18 protein-coding genes are annotated in these 19,160 nt (G+C 61.0%); 7 read left to right on the top strand and 11 right to left on the bottom strand.

Going from position 1 to position 19,160, the window contains the following annotated elements; all coding sequences use genetic code 11:
- Positions 1 to 48 precede the first annotated feature (48 nt).
- A complete protein-coding gene (locus AC2GXZ_RS00700) occupies positions 49 to 624 on the bottom strand; it encodes a helix-turn-helix domain-containing protein (protein WP_483757205.1) in 576 nt (191 codons plus the stop codon).
- Positions 625 to 823: 199 nt separating this feature from the next.
- Here AC2GXZ_RS00700 and AC2GXZ_RS00695 point away from each other — a divergent pair, with 199 nt between their 5' ends.
- The 3 genes from AC2GXZ_RS00695 to AC2GXZ_RS00685 all read left to right on the top strand — a co-directional run bounded on the left by AC2GXZ_RS00695 (position 824) and on the right by AC2GXZ_RS00685 (position 2,249).
- Complete coding sequence (locus AC2GXZ_RS00695) at positions 824 to 1,441, top strand: response regulator transcription factor (protein ID WP_483757204.1); 618 nt, start codon at positions 824 to 826, stop codon at positions 1,439 to 1,441.
- A gap of 123 nt (positions 1,442 to 1,564) precedes the next feature.
- Positions 1,565 to 1,933 (top strand): response regulator transcription factor, encoded by a 369-nt coding sequence (locus tag AC2GXZ_RS00690; protein WP_483757203.1) that lies wholly within the window; start codon positions 1,565 to 1,567, stop codon positions 1,931 to 1,933.
- 19 nt (positions 1,934 to 1,952) lie between these two features.
- On the top strand, positions 1,953 to 2,249 hold the full coding sequence (locus tag AC2GXZ_RS00685) for a UBP-type zinc finger domain-containing protein (RefSeq protein WP_483757202.1): 297 nt from the start codon (positions 1,953 to 1,955) through the stop codon (positions 2,247 to 2,249).
- A gap of 93 nt (positions 2,250 to 2,342) precedes the next feature.
- Here AC2GXZ_RS00685 and AC2GXZ_RS00680 read toward each other — a convergent pair whose 3' ends face one another.
- From AC2GXZ_RS00680 to AC2GXZ_RS00670, 3 genes are all read right to left on the bottom strand, one after another.
- Positions 2,343 to 3,989 (bottom strand): FAD-dependent oxidoreductase, encoded by a 1,647-nt coding sequence (locus AC2GXZ_RS00680; protein WP_483757201.1) that lies wholly within the window; start codon positions 3,987 to 3,989, stop codon positions 2,343 to 2,345.
- Positions 3,990 to 4,077: 88 nt separating this feature from the next.
- Complete coding sequence (locus tag AC2GXZ_RS00675; protein WP_483757200.1) at positions 4,078 to 4,596, bottom strand: Dps family protein; 519 nt, start codon at positions 4,594 to 4,596, stop codon at positions 4,078 to 4,080.
- Between the two features lie 36 nt (positions 4,597 to 4,632).
- On the bottom strand, positions 4,633 to 4,818 hold the full coding sequence (locus AC2GXZ_RS00670) for a hypothetical protein (RefSeq protein ID WP_483757199.1): 186 nt from the start codon (positions 4,816 to 4,818) through the stop codon (positions 4,633 to 4,635).
- A 274-nt stretch (positions 4,819 to 5,092) separates the two neighbouring features.
- On the opposite strand from AC2GXZ_RS00670, the gene AC2GXZ_RS00665 reads away from it, so the two are divergent.
- Positions 5,093 to 6,679: a PAS domain-containing sensor histidine kinase gene (locus tag AC2GXZ_RS00665; RefSeq protein WP_483757198.1), complete on the top strand. Its 1,587-nt coding sequence runs from the start codon at positions 5,093 to 5,095 to the stop codon at positions 6,677 to 6,679.
- 67 nt (positions 6,680 to 6,746) lie between these two features.
- On the opposite strand, the gene eutC is transcribed toward AC2GXZ_RS00665, so the two are convergent.
- Both eutC and AC2GXZ_RS00655 read right to left on the bottom strand, forming a co-directional pair.
- A complete protein-coding gene (gene eutC, locus AC2GXZ_RS00660; RefSeq protein ID WP_483757197.1) occupies positions 6,747 to 7,559 on the bottom strand; it encodes an ethanolamine ammonia-lyase subunit EutC in 813 nt (270 codons plus the stop codon).
- Between the two features lies 1 nt (position 7,560).
- Entirely contained in the window at positions 7,561 to 8,952 is a 1,392-nt protein-coding gene (locus AC2GXZ_RS00655) for an ethanolamine ammonia-lyase subunit EutB (RefSeq protein ID WP_483757196.1), read from the bottom strand.
- A 181-nt stretch (positions 8,953 to 9,133) separates the two neighbouring features.
- Between AC2GXZ_RS00655 and AC2GXZ_RS00650 the strand changes: the two genes are divergently transcribed.
- Together AC2GXZ_RS00650 and AC2GXZ_RS00645 are read left to right on the top strand one after the other, a co-directional pair.
- Entirely contained in the window at positions 9,134 to 9,934 is an 801-nt protein-coding gene (locus tag AC2GXZ_RS00650; protein WP_483757195.1) for a potassium channel family protein, read from the top strand.
- Positions 9,935 to 10,021: 87 nt separating this feature from the next.
- Complete coding sequence (locus tag AC2GXZ_RS00645) at positions 10,022 to 10,999, top strand: substrate-binding domain-containing protein (protein WP_483757194.1); 978 nt, start codon at positions 10,022 to 10,024, stop codon at positions 10,997 to 10,999.
- 170 nt (positions 11,000 to 11,169) lie between these two features.
- On the opposite strand, the gene AC2GXZ_RS00640 is transcribed toward AC2GXZ_RS00645, so the two are convergent.
- From AC2GXZ_RS00640 to AC2GXZ_RS00620, 5 genes are all read right to left on the bottom strand, one after another.
- A complete protein-coding gene (locus AC2GXZ_RS00640) occupies positions 11,170 to 12,438 on the bottom strand; it encodes an ABC transporter substrate-binding protein (RefSeq protein ID WP_483757193.1) in 1,269 nt (422 codons plus the stop codon).
- Between the two features lie 63 nt (positions 12,439 to 12,501).
- The gene (locus AC2GXZ_RS00635) at positions 12,502 to 13,338 is read right to left on the bottom strand and encodes a carbohydrate ABC transporter permease (RefSeq protein WP_483757192.1); all 837 of its coding nucleotides are present in this window, start codon (positions 13,336 to 13,338) and stop codon (positions 12,502 to 12,504) included.
- Positions 13,335 to 14,276: a carbohydrate ABC transporter permease gene (locus AC2GXZ_RS00630; RefSeq protein WP_483757191.1), complete on the bottom strand. Its 942-nt coding sequence runs from the start codon at positions 14,274 to 14,276 to the stop codon at positions 13,335 to 13,337. The genes AC2GXZ_RS00635 and AC2GXZ_RS00630 overlap by 4 nt, the downstream gene beginning before the upstream one ends.
- Positions 14,269 to 15,453, bottom strand: a complete 1,185-nt coding sequence (locus AC2GXZ_RS00625; protein WP_483757190.1) for an ABC transporter ATP-binding protein — start codon at positions 15,451 to 15,453, stop codon at positions 14,269 to 14,271. The genes AC2GXZ_RS00630 and AC2GXZ_RS00625 overlap by 8 nt, the downstream gene beginning before the upstream one ends.
- Positions 15,450 to 16,316 carry a metallophosphoesterase family protein gene (locus tag AC2GXZ_RS00620; RefSeq protein ID WP_483757189.1) on the bottom strand — a complete coding sequence of 289 codons (867 nt, stop codon included), beginning with the start codon at positions 16,314 to 16,316 and terminating at the stop codon, positions 15,450 to 15,452. The genes AC2GXZ_RS00625 and AC2GXZ_RS00620 overlap by 4 nt, the downstream gene beginning before the upstream one ends.
- 279 nt (positions 16,317 to 16,595) lie before the next feature.
- Here AC2GXZ_RS00620 and AC2GXZ_RS00615 point away from each other — a divergent pair, with 279 nt between their 5' ends.
- Complete coding sequence (locus tag AC2GXZ_RS00615) at positions 16,596 to 19,157, top strand: GcvT family protein (RefSeq protein WP_483757188.1); 2,562 nt, start codon at positions 16,596 to 16,598, stop codon at positions 19,155 to 19,157.
- Positions 19,158 to 19,160: the final 3 nt, after the last annotated feature.

Here is a 19,160-nt window from a genome sequence, read left to right as displayed (position 1 = left end):
GCATCTCAAGACGGGTACCGTTTCGATCCGGCACGACGCAACCCCTGCCTATTGAAACGCGACGGCCGCCTGAGGCCGGGAGGAATATCTGCGCCAGGCGCTTGGCGTGGTGCCGGTGACACGCCGGAACACCCGCGACAGATGGGATTGGTCGGCCAGCCCGCAATCGAGCGCGATCTCGCAGAGCGGCGCATTGCTGGTCAACATTCTGTATTTGGCGTGATCGACCCGGCAAGCGACGATATAGTTATGCGGTGAAACACCGAACGTCGTCTTGAACGCCGCCGAAAAATAGCTGGTGCTGAGCCGCACCTGTCGGGCGAGCTCGTCAAGCGGGATGCCATTGGCGATATGCATCTCGATATGCTGCTTGATCTTCTTGACCTGCCATGAAGCCAGTCCGCCGGTCGTGCCGGCTCGCGGCGTGACTTTATCCGGCACGCCGGGTTCCACGACGCGCAACGGAGAAGGCCAGCGCTCCGGAGTGAACGTTGCTGCAAAGGCGGCGTTCCCAGAGAATGTGGCATGGCGTTCAGGATGAATACCGGCTTGATCGCCGGAACGGGCACCGTTCATCTCGAACGGGTTGATCTGATGGGTGACAACAGCTGCGGTGGCGGACATCAGCGCTCTCCTATGAACCTGTTGAATTTTCACTGGTCCATATTGAAGCCCGCCTTGCGATCCGGATATCGTACAGTCAGTCCGTTTTTACACCCATGGGTTTTAGCGCCATATACTCCGGTATGATTGCCCGCGGACGGGAAGCGCGAATAGGGTCGCGGTGGACAGGCAACATCGCGAAAATCGCCGAATTGAGGATATGACGGAAAACCCAATAATCCTGGTTGTCGATGACGAACCGCTGATACGCCAATCGCTCGATTCCTTGCTCCGCTCGGTGGGTTACATCGTGCGTACCTTTGCCAGCGCGCTCGATCTCTACGAGGATGACAGCCTGCCGGAGGCGAGCTGCCTCATTCTCGATATCAGGCTGCCTTTCACCAGCGGCCTCGACTTCCAGCAGAAGCTTTCAGACCGCGGCGTCACCATCCCGATCATCTTCGTCACCGCCCATGGCGATATCCCGATGACGGTTCGGGCGATGAAGGCCGGCGCCGCCGATTTTCTGTCCAAGCCCTTCCGTGATCAGGATATTCTCGATTCCGTCGCAGCGGCGGTTGCGAGGCATCAGGCCTTCTTGGGATCGAACCGCGCCGAGACCGATGTGCGATCCCGCTTCAACCAGATGTCTCCCCGCGAACAGCAGATCATGGTGATGGCGACGGCGGGGCTGATGAACAAGCAGATCGCCGGCGAACTGGGACTGAGCGAGATCACGGTGAAGATCCACCGCGGCAAGGTCAGCCGCAAGATGAATGCGAAAACCTTCGCAGACCTCGTCAAGATGGCCGAACTGCTCGGCCTGTCGCGCGCCTGATCGCTTCCGTCACCGCACGGAAAAGCACGAATAAACCGGTGTATAATTTAAACTTGCCGGCCGAACGCGCATATTGATGCCAGTTCGAAAGACCGGGTCTCCCGGAGATTGGTTTCATTCCCGTTGAAAGCGCCTGTCATCATTTCCATCATCGACGACGAGGAAAATGTCCGTCGCGGGATTAGCAGCCTGCTCAGATCACACGGTTACGAGGTGAGCGCTTACGTCTCAGCGGAAAGCTTTCTTGCCTCGCCCGAAGCCTCGGACTGTTCCTGCATCGTCTCCGACGTCCATATGGACGGCATGAGCGGCATCGACCTGTTCCAGACACTCCAGGCCCGCGGCAGCCGGGTGCCTTTCATCTTCGTCACCGCTGTCGCCGACACCGTGGCGCAGTTGAAACTCGGCGAGGATATCTGCGTCCTGCCAAAACCCTTCAAAGCCGACAGCCTGATAGACTGCATAGAAAAGGCCACACGGCCGGCAAGCTGAAACCACCGGGAGGACGCACATGTGTACGCATCACAACCTCATCAGGACCGTAACGCCGAAAACGCGCGGATGTCAGGAATGCCTGGAACAGGGGATGACATGGGTGCATCTGCGCCTCTGCCGTGAATGCGGCCATGTCGGCTGCTGCGACCAGTCCGAAGGCAAGCACGCGACCGCGCATTTCAGGCATAGCCGCCATCCGATCATGGAGGGCTATGATCCGCCGGAAGGCTGGGGCTGGTGTTATATCGACGAGGAGATCGTCGACCTGCCCGATCAGACACCGCAGGTCGGGCCGATCCCCCGCTATGTCTGAGTAGGTTGACCGGCCTCGCGAAACGGCACAATTCCCGCAGCCATATCGGGCAGCGGGACGAACGGGCGTTCGAATAACCGGGTCTGCTTTCGCTCAATGTCGGGAAGCCAGATACTGGTGGATCGCCGCTACCACGACCGACCCTTCGCCCACCGCCGATGCCACCCGCTTGACCGAACCCGAACGGACATCGCCCACGGCAAACACACCGGGCTTGCTGGCCGCGTAAGGGTGGCGGGTCATGTCGTCCGAGGACAGGCCGGTGCAGACGAAACCGTTGCCGTCGAGTTCAAGGCATCCTCCGAGCCAGTCGGTATTCGGCTCGGCGCCGATCATCACGAAGATGCTGGATGCATTGCAACGGGAAGCCTGGCCGCTGCTGCGATCAACCCATTCCACCTGCTGCAAGCCATTGTCGCCCGCAAGTTCGGTCACCTCGCAGCCTTCGCAAAGCGTGATATGCGGCGAGATCTTGATCCGTTGCACAAGATAGTCCGACATGGTCGCGGAGATCCGGCTTCTGACCAGCATATGCACGTGACGGGCAGTTCTCGACAGGAACACGGCAGCCTGGCCGGCGGAATTGCCACCACCGACGATGACGACCTCCTGTCCGGCGCAAATCTGCCCTTCCATCGCCGTCGCGGCATATTGGATGCCTCGCCCCTCGAACTTCGCATAATTGGCAACGTCGAGCTTGCGGTAACGCGCACCGGTGGCAACCACGACTGTCTTTGTGCTGACCGTTCGGCCGTCGCTGAGCCCGATGACATAGGGTGATTGCGAGCAGTCGAGCGCGGCAGCACTCCTCGAAACGCAGACACGCGCACCGAATTTCTGCGCCTGGATATGCGCCCGGCCGGCGAGCGCCAAACCCGAAATGCCGGTCGGAAAACCGAGATAGTTCTCGATCTTGGACGACGTCCCCGCCTGCCCGCCCGGCGCCATGGCTTCGACAACCAGCGTCTTCAACCCTTCCGATGCCGCGTAGACAGCGGAAGCCAAACCCGCCGGCCCGGCTCCAAGCACGACGACATCGTAGACAGCCCCCTCTTCGGGTGCCTCGAACAGGCCGAGTTCTTCCGCCAGATGCTCATTGCTTGGCCGCTTCAATACCCCGTGGTTGGGCGTGATCAGCGCCGGCAGGTCGGCGGCAGCCAGCGAAAACCGGTCCATGACATCCTGAGATCCGGCATCATGCAGCCCCATCAGCGTCACGGGATAAAGGTTGCGGATGAGGAACCGCTGAATGCCCAGCAGTTCGCCGCTTTCCTTGTGGCCGATCAGAATGCCCCCACCCGTCGCGTGCCGCACGAACCCTGCGCGCCTGAGAATGTAGGAGCGGATGATCGTCTCGCCGATATCGGGTTCTCCGGTGATCAATGCGCGAAACTGATCGTGTTTGACCCGGATGACGCGGGAGCCAGCAAGGCAGAGACCGGACAACAGGATGCTGCGATGGGTGAACATGTTCTGTTCGCCGCTGAACTGGCCCATCCTGTAGCTGTAGAGGTGTTCTCGTCCCTTGATCGGATCGTCGGCGAACATCTGCAACTCGCCATCCAGCACCAGCAGGAAATCGATCGAGTGGTCGCCACGGCGAAAGACGTAGGTGTCTTCCTCGATCAATTCCTCCGTCCCGTAGGGCCGGACCCTGCCGATCATCTCTTCGGTCAATTCGGGAAAGGTCTGCGCCGGGCGGATCCACGGATCGGTGGGATCGAGAGGAAGATCGGGCATCACAAACTCCCCGTCGCAACATCAAACAGGAATAAAAACTATCAATAAAAAGCCGGCATCCGCAATACGGATGCCGGCGGGTATGATCTCAGTTATTGGTGTCGCGCAGGATTTCGAACAGGAACCAGGCGCGCTTTTCGCTCTCGTCGATCCAGTTCTCCAGAAGGCTTGCAGTGGCGACGTCGCTATGCTCGTCGCAGACGTCATGCAGCTCGCGCATGCTGGTGATCAGCGTCGCAGTGTCTTCGCGCAGTTCCGCCAGCATTTCATGCGGATGGACAAAATCGGCATCATTGTCGGTGATGCGCTGCTTGCGCGAAATGTCGCCGATCGAGCGCAGCGTGTTGCCGCCGATCTTGCGGACGCGTTCGGCCAGTGGATCGGTCATGGCCAAGAGCTCGTCGCCATGATCGTCGAGCATCAGGTGGAAATCGCGAAAATGCACGCCGGACATGTGCCAGTGGAAATTCTTGGTCTTGAGATAAAGCGCGAAAACATCGGCAAGCAGCGCGTTGGCGCCGCCGGAAATGTCCTTGGTTGCTTCGGCGCCAAGACCGGTCGGGGTCTTGAGGTCAGCCGAACGGCGCGATTTGACGGATTGTTCCATGATACGGATCCTTCCTTGAGATCGATTGTTTTTCAATTATGCGGTTCTGAACGACCCCAGTGGGTCGCTTGCCGGAAAGCTTTCTTGCAGCGCCTCGTCGAGATCGTCGTCGGTTTCGACATGCGGGACGGATGTCCTCGCAATCACGAGATCGACGGGTTCGGGAAGGCTTTCGAGACCGTCGCGCAGGTTTTCATCTGCATCTGGACGCTTGTTCGTCATGCCATGTCTCCAGATCTTGCTGCAAAACTCCGCACCGGCACTTGGAAAAATGACGTTGCGGCATTTGCGTTCCAATGGTGTGACAATATCGCTCCGCAACACCGCCCGCTTGGACAATTCCATCTGTGTTGATCGAGCGTTTCATTTTTCAGCGGCAACCTGAACGGGCCGCTTGTGCATTTTTCGACAATCCATGGTCATTTCAGAGAAGAATAGCACAGCCTTTTCCGATAGTCTGTCGCACAGGCGGGACAATCGAGATGGGGACGACAATTTGCAGAGCGAATTGCTGATGCGGCGTTTGGCGAGCCGTTCCGGCCACGCGCGCGACAGGCGTTATCGCATCGCGCTCGCAGCCGCGCTGGCACTTGTCATCTTCGCCATCGACACATTCACCACGCTCGCCAGCGCAGTCGCGGTTCTTTATGTGCTGGTGGTGGTGCTGGCCGGCGATCTCGGCAGCAAGACCATAATTCGCGCCACCTCTGCGGTCTGCATGGTGCTGACCGTAATCAGTTTCGCCACATCGCACGGCCAGGATCTCGAATCCCAGGCGACACTGCGGCTTCTGTTCAGCCTCGCCGCCAATCTGGTCACGACGCTGCTTCTGTTGCGGCGGATCGGTGACGAGGCCGCGTTGAAGGAAAGCGAGCATCGCTACCGTACGATCTTCGAAACGCTGGCGATCGCCATCTGGGAAAACGATTTCCGCGAGGTCATCGCGGAGCTGCAGACGATCAGAGGTCGTGGGGTCACCGACCTGCGTCAATATATGGTTGATCATCCCGACCTCGCCCCACGCCTGCGAAAATCGGTGCGCATCACGGACGTCAACCAGACCGCCCTGAAGCTGATGAGCATTCCCGCCAAGGATCAGTTCTTCAAATCGCTCGATGATTTCCTGCCGGACGCGGATGGCGGTTTCGAGCGTTTCCTCCTCGGCCTCTTCGACGGGCAAAAGGATTTCCAGTCGGAAACAACGGTGCGCAGCCGCGATGGCCGCCTTATCCCCATCCTTGTCGCCCTGAGCTTTCCGAAAGACGGAACCGGTCTTGATCGCATTCAGGCAAGCATCGTCGACATGACTGAACGGCATCAGTTCCAGGAACAGCTGGAAAGCTCGAGGCAGGAACTGGAACAGGCATCCCGAGCCGCCATGATCGGAGAAATTTCTGCCTCGATCGCCCATGAGGTCAACCAGCCGCTTTCGGCCATCATGACCTTCGTGCAGGCCGGTGTTCGCTGGCTCGACCGGACGCCACCCGATATCGGCGAGGCAAAGGCTGCGATGGAAGATGCCGCAGCAGCGACTGAACATGCCGCCCAGGTGGTGCGTCGCGTCCGTATTTTGCTCGGCAAGGCAAAATCCGAAAGCGCCGAAGTGGCGGTCGACGCAGCGATTGCCGAGGCAGCACAGATCAAGCAGAAGGAACTGGCGATCGCCGGCGTGAAACTCGACCTGTCGCTTGCCGCATCAACCGCAATCATTCGCGGCGACAGGGTTCTGTTACAGCAGGCATTCCTCAACATCATCACCAATGCCATCCATGCCATGGATGCGGTCGAGGAAACCAGGCGCAGCCTGCTGATCGAAAGTTGCCAGGACGCTGACGGCATCACAATCCGCTTTGTCGACAGCGGTACCGGGCTCGCAATGTCGCCGGAAAACCTGTTCAAGCCGTTCAATACGACCAAGGTGAACGGAATGGGCCTCGGGCTTGCCATGTGCCGCTCGATCACCATGGCTCATAGCGGCAGCATTTCGCTGCGCGAGCGTGGCGATGCTCCGGGCGCGGTCGTCGAAATCAAGCTGCCGAACTCTTCGGAAGAATTGCAGCCGCAAGCCGCGCAGAGAGCCTGACGGCCTGAAAGCATTGCCGGCAGAAGTGTGCAGCGGCTATGCGTCCCGAATTGCTCCAGGATCACGCTCACTCTGTTCCAAGCCTTGCCACGGCAGCCTTGAGGGCGACGCCGCTGAGCTTAGTCCTCACCATGCCCCGGACGAGATTGGCGATGATCATGGCGGCTTCGCCGATCGGCAATCCGCCGTCGCGGATGTTGGAAATGCAGTTGCGGCCGCTATCCGGATTTCCCGGCTTCGGGCCATAGGTGACATAGGCGCCGAGACTGTCGGCCGCCGAAAGGCCCGGCCGCTCGCCGACCAGCAGCACCGTCAGCCTCGCCCCCAATGCCTCGCCGACCGGATCGCCGAGCGCCACCCGTGCCTGGCTCGCCAGCACGATCGGTGCGCTGGAGAGATCAAGGGCGGCAAGCTTCGGCACCAGCGCCTCGATCAGCGGCACGGCATTGAGGTCGACCGCACTCGACGACAACCCGTCGGCAACGACGATGGCGACGTCGTAGGTCTGGCCCGCCGCCACCTGTTTCAGACGTCTGGTGGAATCGTCCGACAGCATGCGCCCGAGATCGGGTCTTCGCACATAGATGCTGCGATCACCCGCCATGCTGTCGACGGGGACGGCGGCAAAACCTGCCTGCTGCAGCCGTTGCGTCAGCGAACTCGTATCGACGCTGGTCCAGACCGCCTCGCGCGCCCGTGCATGGTCGAGCAGGAAGGAGAGTTGCGCCCGTGTCGGCAGGCCGGCGCCATGGCGGCCGAGCGCAACGCGTGCATCGGTCATGTCCCGCAGATCCAGCGAACGCTCAATCCCGGTCTCTCCGATGTTTGATGATGCAGCATCTGCCGGCTCAACACCTGATGGCTCGATCACCTTCGCCATGTCACGCCCCGATCAAATTGCTGCTGCGGATATAACTGGAAAGCGCTGCAGGTTCTCCGACCAGCGCGCCGTTTCGATCGGTCAGCCCGATCTCCGCAAGCCATGCCTCGAATTCCGGCGCCGGTGGCCGCTTGAGTGTCTCGCGGCAATAGACGGCATCGTGATGCGACAGCGACTGGTAGTTCAGCATGATGTCGTCGGCACCGGGTACGGTGATGACGAAATTGACGTTTGCCGCACAGAGCAGGGTCAAAAGCGTATCCATGTCCTCCTGGTCGGCATCGGCATGATTGGTGTAACAGACGTCCACCCCCATCGGCAGGCCCAGAAGCTTGCCGCAGAAATGGTCCTCGATGCCGGCACGGATGATCTGCTTGCCGTTGAACAGATATTCCGGTCCGATGAAGCCGACCACGGTATTGACGAGCAACGGATCGAATTCACGCGCCACCGCATAAGCGCGCACTTCCATCGTCTGCTGATCCACTCCGAAATGCGCATCGGCCGAAAGTGCCGCCCCCTGCCCCGTCTCGAAATACATCACATTCGCGCCCGGCATGCCGCGCTTGAGCGACCGCCCCGCATCATGCGCCTCTTTCAGCAGCGAAAGATCGACGCCAAAGCCGCGATTGGCCTTTTCCGATCCGGCCACCGACTGGAAGACCAGATCGACCGGCGCGCCGCGCTCGATTGCCTGGATCGCCGTCGTCACATGGCCGAGGCAGCAGGTCTGGGTCGGAATGGCAAGTTTTTCCCGCAACTCGTCGAGCAGCGAGACGATGCGGATATAATCGTCCGTCGCGTCGGTTGCCGGGTTGACGCCGATCACCGCATCGCCCGATCCCATCAACAGCCCATCGATCGCCGAGGCGATGATGCCACGGCTGTCATCGGTCGGGTGATTGGGCTGGTTGCGGGTGGAAAGCCGGCCTGCGAGACCAATTGTATTGCGGAAGCGGGTGACGACACGGCGTTTGGCCGAGACCGCGATCATGTCCTGCAGCCGCATGATCTTTGACACGGCGGCGACCATTTCCGGGGTAAGGCCCCAGGTGACGGCTTCCAGCCGGTCATGGGTCGTCTCGGGGCGCAGCAGCCATTCGCGAAATTCCCCGACGGTGAGCGACGAGACAGGCGCGAACGCCACCGGATCATGCCGTTCGGCAATCAGCCGTGAGACCTCGTCGTCATCCGATGAAATCAGTTCCTCGCCGAGAAACGCCTTCAGCGGCAGATCGGCCAGCGCCATCTGCGCCGCCAGCCGTTCGACCGGCCCGTCCGCCGCAATCCCCGCCAGCTGGTCCCCCGACCGCTCCGGTGTCGCCTTCGCCAGAAGATCTTTCAGGTCGCCGAAGCGAAAGACAGTCTGCTCGATCGTCGTCGTGTAGGGCATCGAAAATCAATCCGTGAGAGCGGTCAGTAATAAATGGCCTCCCCGGAAGCTCCGGTCTCCTCCAGACCATTGCTGCCGCCGGCGATTAAGCACGACAATCCGCATGGTTTTCAAGGCCAATCTTGGCCGAACGCCGCAAGAGCGCGCTTGACCTGCGACACTCCTCCAATATTTACCCCGCATGGACACACAAGGCACATCCCGCCGTTCCCGCCTGGAACTTCACACGCTGAAGGACACCGCCCGCCGGATCGCGGTCGGTCGCGACACCTGGGCGCTGCGCTGGCAGGCGCTGCTGGCGATCGTCGATATCTGCATCCTCGCTTTTTTCCTGGCTGGCCCCTATCTGCGCGACGGTCCATCCTACCTGATCATCGACTATACGATCGCGGTATGGGTCGCCGCCGAACTTGCGGCTCGAGCGCTCGCCGCACCTTCGTTCGGCAAGTTCCTCAAGACGCCGATGACATGGATCGACCTCATTGTCCTCGGAACCCTGTTGTTTCCCGATATCCTGTTCAACTTCGCCTTCCTCAGGGTGATGCGCATCTGGGCTATCGGCAGGAGCCCGCTTCTGAAGGAACTGATGCGGCGGTTCGGCTGCCTGCATTTCGAAGACGTCACCCGCGCCTGTCTCAATTTCTTCGTTTTCCTCTTCCTCGTGACCGGATTCGTTTACACGACCTTCTTTTACGATCGCGACAACGGCGAGGGTTTTGTCGATGCGCTCTATTTCACGGTTGCCACCATCACCACGACCGGCTTTGGCGACATCACCCTTCCCGGCACCCTCGGCAAGCTCACCTCCGTCGTCACCATGATCATCGGCATCTCGCTGTTCGTCCGGCTGGCCCAGACCATCATCCGGCCGCCGAAGGTGCGTTTCGCCTGCCCCGAATGCGGGCTGCAGCGGCACGATACGGATGCGGTTCACTGCAAGGCCTGCGGACATCTGTTGAACATTCCCGACGAAGGCCACTGACCCTCTCCGGCAAAGCATCGCTTGCGCCATCACCACAGCATCAAACCTGTGCTATAGCAGGCCAATGACGCAAGGGAGAGCAAACATTTGACGACGCTGCAGGACGTGGCGGAACGAGCCGGGTGCTCGCTTGCCACCGCAAGCCGGGCATTGACGCTGAAGGGATCGGTGAGCGACGCGATGCTAAAGAAGGTGCGTCGCGCGGCCGCCGAACTCGGTTATCGCCATACCGTCTCCGGCGGTAAATCCGGCCGCCGCGCGGTTGTCGGCATCCTCATTCCCAGCATCACCAACCCGGTCTTTTCCTCTTCTCTGTCCAGCATCGAGAGCCGCATGCTGATGGCCGGTCACGGTGTGCTGATCGCCCAGTCGAACTATGATCCCGCCCGTGAACTCGATGCGGTCATGGCCCTGCTCAACGAGCGGCCGACCGGCCTGATCCTCACCCTCTGCGAGGCGGAAAAGAGTGCCATCCTCGATCTTCCGCTGCCGCCGACGGTTTTGCTGCACAATCGTCCGACCGCGCATTTTCACTCGGCCGTTACCGTCGACAATGTCCGCGCGGCCCACGAACTAACCCTGCATCTTCGTGGACTGGGGCATGGACGGATCCTCTTCCTGTCGGGAAGTTTCTCCGCCTCCGACCGGGCCAAGCTCCGCTATGACGGTTATGCGAAAGCCATGACGGAAACCGGCATTCAGCCCTTGCCGCCGATGCAGATCTCCTTCGTCAGCGACTACGACATGCTCGATCTTTCGACCGCCATCACCGACTGGAAACCGACTGCGATCATCGCCTCCAACGACCTGCTCGCCTTCGGTGTCATCGGTGCGTTACGTCGCGAGGGCCTGTCTGTGCCGCGCGATATCTCGGTCGCCGGCTTCGATGGTATCTCGCTCGGCCGGATGATGGACCCGCCGCTGACGACGATCGAAATGCCCGACGCCAGCATGGGCGCCGCCGCCGCCTCCCTGCTTCTCGACATCGCCGAAAACGCCGCAAAGCCAAGGCATCTGGAAATGGCCTATACGCTGAGGCGCGGGGGAAGTGTTCGGGCGATTTGAGGCGCGCAATTCATACGCCCTAAAAAAGCCCCCTCCCAACCATGCCTGGGTTGAGCCAAACGTCTCAACCCAGGCATGGTTGGGAGGCCAGAGAGGGCCTTTCTTCTCAACACAAAAAAACCGCCGGACCTTTCGATCCGGCGGCAAGTGATCTGCTGAACGTGCGTGGATTAGCTACGCGGCAGCAGACGCTTCACTTCTTTCGCTGCGTCTTCCAGAGCCTCGTCGGGCGTTGCCGACTGGTCGACGACGCGGGCGGTGTTGTCGACGATCGTCTGGGTGACGCGCACGCCGTTCGAACCGGGGAAGGCGTACCACGGGATCATCCGCGGCATCTGCTTCAGGCCGGCCTGGAACAGCGGGTTCTTTTTGTAGAAATCGCCGAGATAGTCGGGCGACTTGGCGGCCAGTTCGTTGTTCGGAACGTAACCCGTGCCAGGCACGACGACCGAGGCGCCGTAAGGGCCGGCAGCGAACTTGGCGAACTTCCAGGCGGCTTCCTGCTTGGCGGTGTCCTTGGTCAGGATGACGACGGCGTTGCCGCCGGTCGGCAGCTTGCCGTTGACCGGGTCGAGAAGCGGAATTTCGGCCGTACGCAGGTCGAACTTGTCGCCGACATTCTTGATCGTGTTGCGCAGCGCGCCGGTGGTCTGGAAGGCAAAGCCGACCTTGCCGGCAACGAAGGCCTGCTCACCGGCCTGCTTGGTGAAGACCGGCATGCCGGCTTCCTTGACCAGACGGTCGACGATCTTCATCGCCTTCTGGCCCTGCTCGCCGTTGAACGTGACCTTGCTTTCGTCTTCCGACAGCATCGAACCGCCGGCGCCGAACAAGAGTGCCGAGAACATCCAGTCGTCACCCTGCCAGCGGAAGTCGATGGAATCATTGCCGTTGCCGAGCGCCTTGATCTTGGCGCCGAGTGCGATGACCTCATCCCAGGTCTTCGGCGGAACATCCGGGTTGCCGCCGGCAGCCTTCACCAGATCAGCATTGTAGTACATGATCGGGTTCGAGGTCGCAAAAGCGAGGCCGACCTGCTTGCCGTTGACCTGCGCCAGCTTCAGGATGTTCTCCGAAAAGCCCTGCTCGGCCATTGTCGCCTTGTCCTTGGCGATCATCGGGCCCATGTCGACCGGAATGCTACGCTCGTTGGCCATGCGCAGACGGTTGAGCGCGATGAAGGTCAGGTCAGGCATTTCGGCCGTACCGGCCTGACGCATGATCGTCTGGATGCCTTCTTCATAGGTCGCGGAAGGATTGGCGAACTGGATCTTGATATCCGGGTTCTCTTCCATGAACTTCTTCGAGATCGTGTCCATCACGTCCTTGAAGAAGCCCGGCATCGGGTAATGCACGTTGAGCGTGGTTTCGGCATGGGCCGGCAGCGCGATCGTCATGGCGACGCCCGCTGCGGCAAGGATCTTGGTGAAGTGCTTCATCGCATGGCTCCTGCGTTGAACAAGTGGGGTTGAGGCTTGCTGTATGGCGACCGGGGTAAGGGATCAGCCCTTGAGACCGGTCATGGTGATCCCTTCGACGAAGCGCTTCTGGGCAAACAGAAAGGCTGCGACGAGGGGGGAAGTGATGATCAGGGTGGCCGCCATCAGCGCGCCATAGTCGTCACCGGCTTCCGCTGCGCGGAAATAGAGAAGACCGAGCGGCGGCGTGGCATAGGCCTGGTTCGAGACGACGATCAGCGGCCAGTAGAGGTCGTTCCAGTGGGCGACGACCGAGAAGATCGAAAAGGCGGTGATCGCCGGCCAGGCATTCGGCACGATGACCCGGGCAATCACGCCGATCTCGCTCATCCCGTCGAGACGGGCGGCATGGATCAGGTCGTCCGGCATGGCGCGGAAGAACTGCAGGAACAGGAAGATGCCGAAGACCGAGATCGAGAACGGTGCAACGAGTGCGGTATAGCTGTTGAGCACACCGATATTGTCGAAACCGACATAGAGCGGCAGCGCGGTGGCATGGATCGGCACCAGCAGGCCGAGCATGACCAGCACCATCATCGCTTTTGCCGCGCGAAACTTCAGTTTCGCCATGGCATAGGCGCAAGGGATGGCGATCACCACCTGAATGACGAGGATCATCAGGCAGACGATCACGCCGTTAAACAGCAGCGTCGGCATATGCACGCGCGACCAGGCCTTGGCGAAATTCTCGACATAGAACCAGTGCTGCGGAATGAGCGAGAGCGACGAGTTGAAGATGTCGCTCTGCGCCTTGCCGGCGGTCGAGATCATGAAGATATAGGGCGCCAGGAAGACCAGAGCACCGAGGCTGAGGATCGACAGCCGGACGAGGCGGCCAAAGGTGAAGGCGTTCGCGCTCATGAGTAATGCACCTGCTTGTCCTGGACGCGGTATTGGAAGAACATCAGCACCACGAGGATGGCGAGGAAGACCACGGTCATCGCCGAGGCGTAACCGACCCGCAGGTAGACGAAACCTTCCTGGTAGATCGTGTAGAGCAGCACTTCCGACGCCTTGTTGGGGCCGCCTTCGGTGAGCGTCTTGACCGTTTCGAACACCTTCACCGAATTGATGATGCTGATCGTGGTGACGAACAGCGTCGTCGGCCCGAGCATCGGCCAGGTGACCAGCCGGAACCGGTCCCAGGCGGATTTTGCACCGTCGATCTCGGCCGCCGAATAGAGTTCCCGCGGGATGGCGGTCAGGCCGGCGAGAAAAAGCACCAGATTGAACCCGACCGACTGCCACACGCCGATGATCGACAGGCTGTAGAGCACCATGCCGGCCGATCCGAGCCAGTTCGGACCGGACACCCCGATCATCGACAGCATCGCATTGATCGGCCCGATCGTCGGGTGGAAGAGATATTGCCAGACCGTCGCCATGGCGACGAGCAGCGAGGCGACCGGCAGGAAATAGGCGGTGCGGAAGAACGACTTCCCGATGCCTTCCGCCTCGATCAGCATGGCCAGACCCAGCGCCATGAAGATCGACACCGGCGTCACGATCGCCGCATAGACGATCGTGTTCCACAGCGATTTCTGGAACGTCCGGTCGGAGAACAGCTCGCCGTAATTTTCCAGCCCGACAAATTCGAAACCCGGATAACCGAGTTCGAAATTGGTGAAACCGAGAAAGATGACGGCCCCGACCGGCAGGATGATGAACAGGAAAACCAGCACGATGGCGGGCAGGGACAGCATGATCCCTGCGCGTGCCTCATGCCGCTCGGCATTGGAACGCCGGGCTTTTTGAGCGACCGGTGCGACACCGATCGGGCTTGCGGCCATGTCAGCCATGGGCCGCCTCCCCGATTGCTGAGGCACTGACCGCGTTTTCGGCCAGCGCAGCCGCAGCAAGTCGGGCGCCATCGGCACCGAAAACGAAGATATGTTTGGCAGACGCCGAAAGCCGAACCGGCGTGCCGGACGTAAGCCCCGCACCTTCGGCCGGCGCCACCTTGGCGATCATCGTTTCGCCGATCCCATCGAGGCGGCAATAGACGATGATTTCCGAGCCGAGGAATTCGACGCGATCGACATGGGCTGGAAGACCCGCCTCGCCCGAACGCGACACCTGGACGAATTCCGGCCGGATGCCGAGTGTCACCTGGCTGTTGGCGGCAAGGCTGCGATCGGCGAGAACGCAGCGTTCGGTGCCGAGTGCCACGATACCGTTATCCTCGACATGCGAGGCGATCAGGTTGATGCGCGGCTGGCCGACGAATTTCGCCACTTCGATATGCTGCGGATCGTCATAGATCACTTGCGGCGCGGCAAGCTGCAGAAGTGCACCGCCGATCATCACGGCAACGCGGTCCGCCATCGACAGGGCTTCCGCCTGGTCATGGGTGACGTAGACGGTCGGCACGCCGGCGCGGCGATGCAGTTCGACGATCTCGCCGCGCGCATGCACGCGCAGATTGGCATCGAGGTTGGACAAGGGTTCGTCCATCAGAAACACCGCCGGGCGCCGCACCATGGCGCGGGCAAGCGCCACGCGCTGACGCTGGCCGCCGGACATCTGGCCGGGCTTGCGGTCGAGAAGATGATCGATCTTCAGCGATGCCGCCATCTCGCGCACGTCGCGGTGGATATCGGCAACCGCCTTGCGCTGGCCGGGCATCAGCGGGGCGACGAACGGAATACGCTGGGTCCGCGTCAGCCGGCGCATGACGAGCGGCACGGCGATGTTCTGGGCTGCCGTCAGATGCGGATAGAGCGCATAGGACTGGAACACCATCGCGACATTGCGGTCGGCGGCCTGAACCTGGCTCACTTCACGACCGTCGATGACGATCTCGCCGCTGTCGGAGGTTTCGAGGCCGGCCAGGATGCGCAAAAGCGTGCTTTTGCCGCAGCCCGACGGGCCGACCAGCGCGATGAACTCGCCCGGCTGCGCATCGAGGCTGACGCCCTTGAGGATCTGGTTGCCGCCGAAGGATTTGCGGATGTCGGTGAGGGTGAGCGAGCTCATTCCGCAGCCTCCTCGTTCGTGCGACGCAGCGACTTTGCCGCCGGGCCGCCCTTGGGCACCGCATAGGGGTAAACTTCGTGGATGACATCGTCGATGTAATGGGCGGTCATGCCCGGTACCGCGACGATCTCGCTCGTCACTTCGTCGCCGAATTGGTGGACGACGGCGCCGATCAGCCGCTCGCCCGGCATTTCGCGCTCCAGCGTGTCGATGATGAAGGCGGCGGACGGTGCCCAGACGATCGAGGTATTTTCGAACTGGCCCTTCCAGGCCCAATGCAGATGACCGCTTGCAAACAGCGGCACGTCATGCTGCGCCATCAGGTCGTAGAAACGCTTGCGCTGCGCCGGGCGGAAACCCCAGTAACCGGTATCGCCCTCATGCGGTTCGTCGATGAACAGCGGCTTGTGCGAAAACAGCGCCAGCCGGCGCCCGTTGCGCTCCTCGAATGCGGTCCGCAACCATTCGAACTGCGCTTCTTCCTCTTCGTCCTCGTGACCGAGAAGAAGCGCGTTGAGCCCAACGAAACGCCAGCCGTTCGCATCTTCGACAAACCGGTCGGCACCGGCCAGATCGCGCCAGCGCTTCAGGCGCTCGGCATTGACCGGCTGGTGCGAGCCCGGCAGATGGCCGACATCGTGATTGCCCGGAATGACCAGCATCGGCGCCGTCGCCTGGCGCATCAGATCCATCGAAAAGGTGATGTCGTCATCCTTGTCGGCGCCATCCACGGCCAGGTCGCCCGTATGGATGATGAGGTCGGCCTTCTGGTCTTCGATCCAGGTCAGAAGCGGTTCCCAATTGCCGTTGAAATGCGCCTTTTCCGGGCTGAAATGGGTGTCGGTGATCTGGATGACTTTCATGGTCGGCTCTCCGGTATGTCGGGCGCGCCGATATGTCGGAGCGCGCTGTTGAGCGCCTCCTTAGTGCCTGCATGTGTCAGGCCCGTAACAAGCCTTTCCACCAGCTTTTCATTTTGGTCACAAAAGCTTCACGGCTCTGCAACGCGTGGTGGAAGCGCCCTGTGGGACACCCATTGGAACGAATTACATGATGACGGAGGAGAGGGCTTTCCGTGTCGTATATCGACTGGGCTGCGCCGCGAACTGTCGCTAATCTCCCCCCACATTCAGGAGACGGCAATGGCAGAATTTCCAACCAAGGCAAAAGTGGTCATCATCGGTCTGGGCGGCATCGTCGGTGCCTCCATCGCCCATCATCTGGTGGAGCGTGGCTGGGACGACATCGTCGGCATCGACAAGTCCGGCATCCCCACCGATATCGGCTCGACCGCCCATGCCTCGGATTTCTGCTATACGACCAGCCATGACTATCTGTCGGTCTGGACCACCCAGTATTCGATCGATTTCTACGAGAAGATGGGCCATTACGCCCGCATCGGCGGGCTGGAAGTGGCCCGCACCGGCGACGACCTGTGGATGGAAGAGATCAAGCGCAAGCTGACATCCGCCAAGGCTTTCGGCACCCGCGCCCATTACGTCTCTCCCGCCGAGATCAAGCAGAAATTCCCGCTGATCGAGGAGGATCAGGTTCAGGGCGGTCTTTACGATCCCGATGCCGGCCTCGTCATTCCCCGCAGCCAAACGGTTGCCGGCAAGCTGGTCGACGCCGCCGAAAAGGCCGGCAAGCTTGCGGTCTTCGGCAACACGCCCGCTCAGTCGCTGATCGTCGAAAACGGCCGCATCAAGGGCGTCGTCACCCATCGCGGCACGATCATGGCCGATCACGTCATCGTCTGCGCCGGCATCTGGGGCCGCCTGATCGCCGAAATGGTCGGCGAGGACCTGCCGGTCATGCCGGTCGATCACCCGCTCACCTTCTTCGGGCCGTATAACGAGTTCGAAGGCACCGGCAAGGAAATCGGTTATCCGCTGCTGCGCGACCAGGGCAATTCCGCCTATATGCGCGACACCGGCGATCCGAACACGACCGAGGGCGGCCAGATCGAATGGGGATATTACGAGACCGACAATCCCCGCCTCTGCCACCCGCGCGACATTCTCGAAAAGCATGAGGCGCGCCTGTCGCCCTCGCAGCGCGACCTCGACATGGAGCAGATCCTGACGCCCTTGGAAAAGGCGATGGAACTGACGCCGATCCTCGGCGAGCTCGGTTACAACGAAGGCCATTCCTTCAACGGCCTGCTGCAGGTATCGGCCGCCGGCGGCCCGTCCTGCGGCGAAAGCCAGAAGGTCCGCGGCCTCTGGTATTGCGTCGCCATCTGGGTCAAGGACGGACCGGCCTATGGCAAGCTGATCGCCGACTGGATGACCGATGGCCGCACCGATGTCGATCACAACTCGATCGATTATTCCCGCTTCTACCCGCACCAGCTGACCGAGGAATTCATCCACGGCCGCACCTATGAGGCCGCCCAAAAAATCTATTTCCCGGCCGTCCACCCGCGCGAGCCCTATGCGACCGGCAGAAGTGCCAAGAAGTCGCCCTTCCACGAGCGCGAGAAGGAACTCGGCGGTTATTTCATGGAACTCGGCGGCTGGGAACGTGCCCATGGCTACGCCGCCAACGAGCATCTCCTCGAAAAATACGCAGCCCAGGTGCCGGTGCGCGAGAACGAATGGGACAACCGCCATTTCTGGCGTGTCTCCAATGCCGAGCATCTGGCGATGAGCGAGGATTGCGGCATCGTCAATCTGTCGCATTTCCACATGGTCGATATCGAAGGCCCCGACCATGTCGAGCTGCTCGAATGGCTGTGTGCGGCCAAGATCGGCGGTGACGCCAATATCGGCAAGGGCATCTACACCCACTTCCTCGACGACGAGGGCATGGTGCGGGCCGATTTCACGATTTTCCGCATGGAGGACCGCGGCCGTCTCGTCAACGGCGCCGATGCCGGCCCGCGCGACTTCCATTACATGAAGCGCATCGCCGAGGACAAAGGCCTCGACGTGACCATTACCGACGTCTCGGAAAAATTCATCACCATCGGCATCTGGGGTCCGAACGCCCGCGAGACTTTGAAGAAGGTCGTGGCGGATCCGGCCGGCCTCGACATCGAAAACTTCGCCTTCGCGGCGATCAAGCCGATCGAGATCGCCGGCAAGCCGGTTACCGCTTTCCGCATTTCCTATGTCGGCGAGCAGGGCTGGGAACTGCATATGAAATACGAGGACGGCCTCGCCGTCTGGGATGCGTTGCGGGCCACCGGCGTCATGGCCTTCGGCGTCGAGACCTATGCCAACTCGCGGCGCATGGAAAAGTCGCTCCGCCTGCAGAACGGCGATCTCCTGACCCAGTATAACCTGATCGAAGCCGATCTGGCGCGTCCGAAGGTCAAGGAAGCCGATTTCCGCGGCAAGGCCAAGCATCTGGAATACAAGGCGCGGGACCATCAGCCGGCCATGCTCTGCACGCTTGTGATGACCGATAATACTGATGCCAGCGGCGTCAAGCGTTACCCGGTCGGCTCGATGCCGGTGATGGACCCGGAGACCGGCAAAAGCCTTGTCGACGAACTCGGCCGTATCTCCTACACGACTTCGGTCGCCTATGGCCCGACCATCGGCAAGAATATCGCGCTGGCCTACCTGCCTTACGAATATTGCCAGATCGGCCGCAAGCTGACGGTCAACTACTTCAACGAGGACTTCCCGGTCGAAGTGGCCGCCGTCGGCTACAGACCGCTCTACGACCCGGAAAACCTCAAGCCGCGCAGCTGAGCG

Source organism: Aliirhizobium sp. YIM B11859 (assembly GCF_057163345.1).
The sequence above is the reverse complement of the archived record's forward strand: the minus strand, read 5'-3'. Positions and strand labels throughout refer to the sequence as shown.

Excerpts from the sequence above, each read along its gene's own strand:
- AC2GXZ_RS00700 (WP_483757205.1), bottom strand. The coding sequence starts at position 624 with ATGTCCGCCACCGCAGCTGTTGTCACCCATCAGATCAACCCGTTCGAG.
- AC2GXZ_RS00695 (WP_483757204.1), top strand. The coding sequence starts at position 824 with ATGACGGAAAACCCAATAATCCTGGTTGTCGATGACGAACCGCTGATA.
- AC2GXZ_RS00685 (WP_483757202.1), top strand. The coding sequence starts at position 1,953 with ATGTGTACGCATCACAACCTCATCAGGACCGTAACGCCGAAAACGCGC.
- AC2GXZ_RS00680 (WP_483757201.1), bottom strand. The coding sequence starts at position 3,989 with ATGCCCGATCTTCCTCTCGATCCCACCGATCCGTGGATCCGCCCGGCG.
- AC2GXZ_RS00675 (WP_483757200.1), bottom strand. The coding sequence starts at position 4,596 with ATGGAACAATCCGTCAAATCGCGCCGTTCGGCTGACCTCAAGACCCCG.
- AC2GXZ_RS00670 (WP_483757199.1), bottom strand. The coding sequence starts at position 4,818 with ATGACGAACAAGCGTCCAGATGCAGATGAAAACCTGCGCGACGGTCTC.
- eutC (WP_483757197.1), bottom strand. The coding sequence starts at position 7,559 with ATGGCGAAGGTGATCGAGCCATCAGGTGTTGAGCCGGCAGATGCTGCA.
- AC2GXZ_RS00655 (WP_483757196.1), bottom strand. The coding sequence starts at position 8,952 with ATGCCCTACACGACGACGATCGAGCAGACTGTCTTTCGCTTCGGCGAC.
- AC2GXZ_RS00650 (WP_483757195.1), top strand. The coding sequence starts at position 9,134 with ATGGACACACAAGGCACATCCCGCCGTTCCCGCCTGGAACTTCACACG.
- AC2GXZ_RS00640 (WP_483757193.1), bottom strand. The coding sequence starts at position 12,438 with ATGAAGCACTTCACCAAGATCCTTGCCGCAGCGGGCGTCGCCATGACG.
- AC2GXZ_RS00635 (WP_483757192.1), bottom strand. The coding sequence starts at position 13,338 with ATGAGCGCGAACGCCTTCACCTTTGGCCGCCTCGTCCGGCTGTCGATC.
- AC2GXZ_RS00630 (WP_483757191.1), bottom strand. The coding sequence starts at position 14,276 with ATGGCTGACATGGCCGCAAGCCCGATCGGTGTCGCACCGGTCGCTCAA.
- AC2GXZ_RS00625 (WP_483757190.1), bottom strand. The coding sequence starts at position 15,453 with ATGAGCTCGCTCACCCTCACCGACATCCGCAAATCCTTCGGCGGCAAC.
- AC2GXZ_RS00620 (WP_483757189.1), bottom strand. The coding sequence starts at position 16,316 with ATGAAAGTCATCCAGATCACCGACACCCATTTCAGCCCGGAAAAGGCG.
- AC2GXZ_RS00615 (WP_483757188.1), top strand. The coding sequence starts at position 16,596 with ATGGCAGAATTTCCAACCAAGGCAAAAGTGGTCATCATCGGTCTGGGC.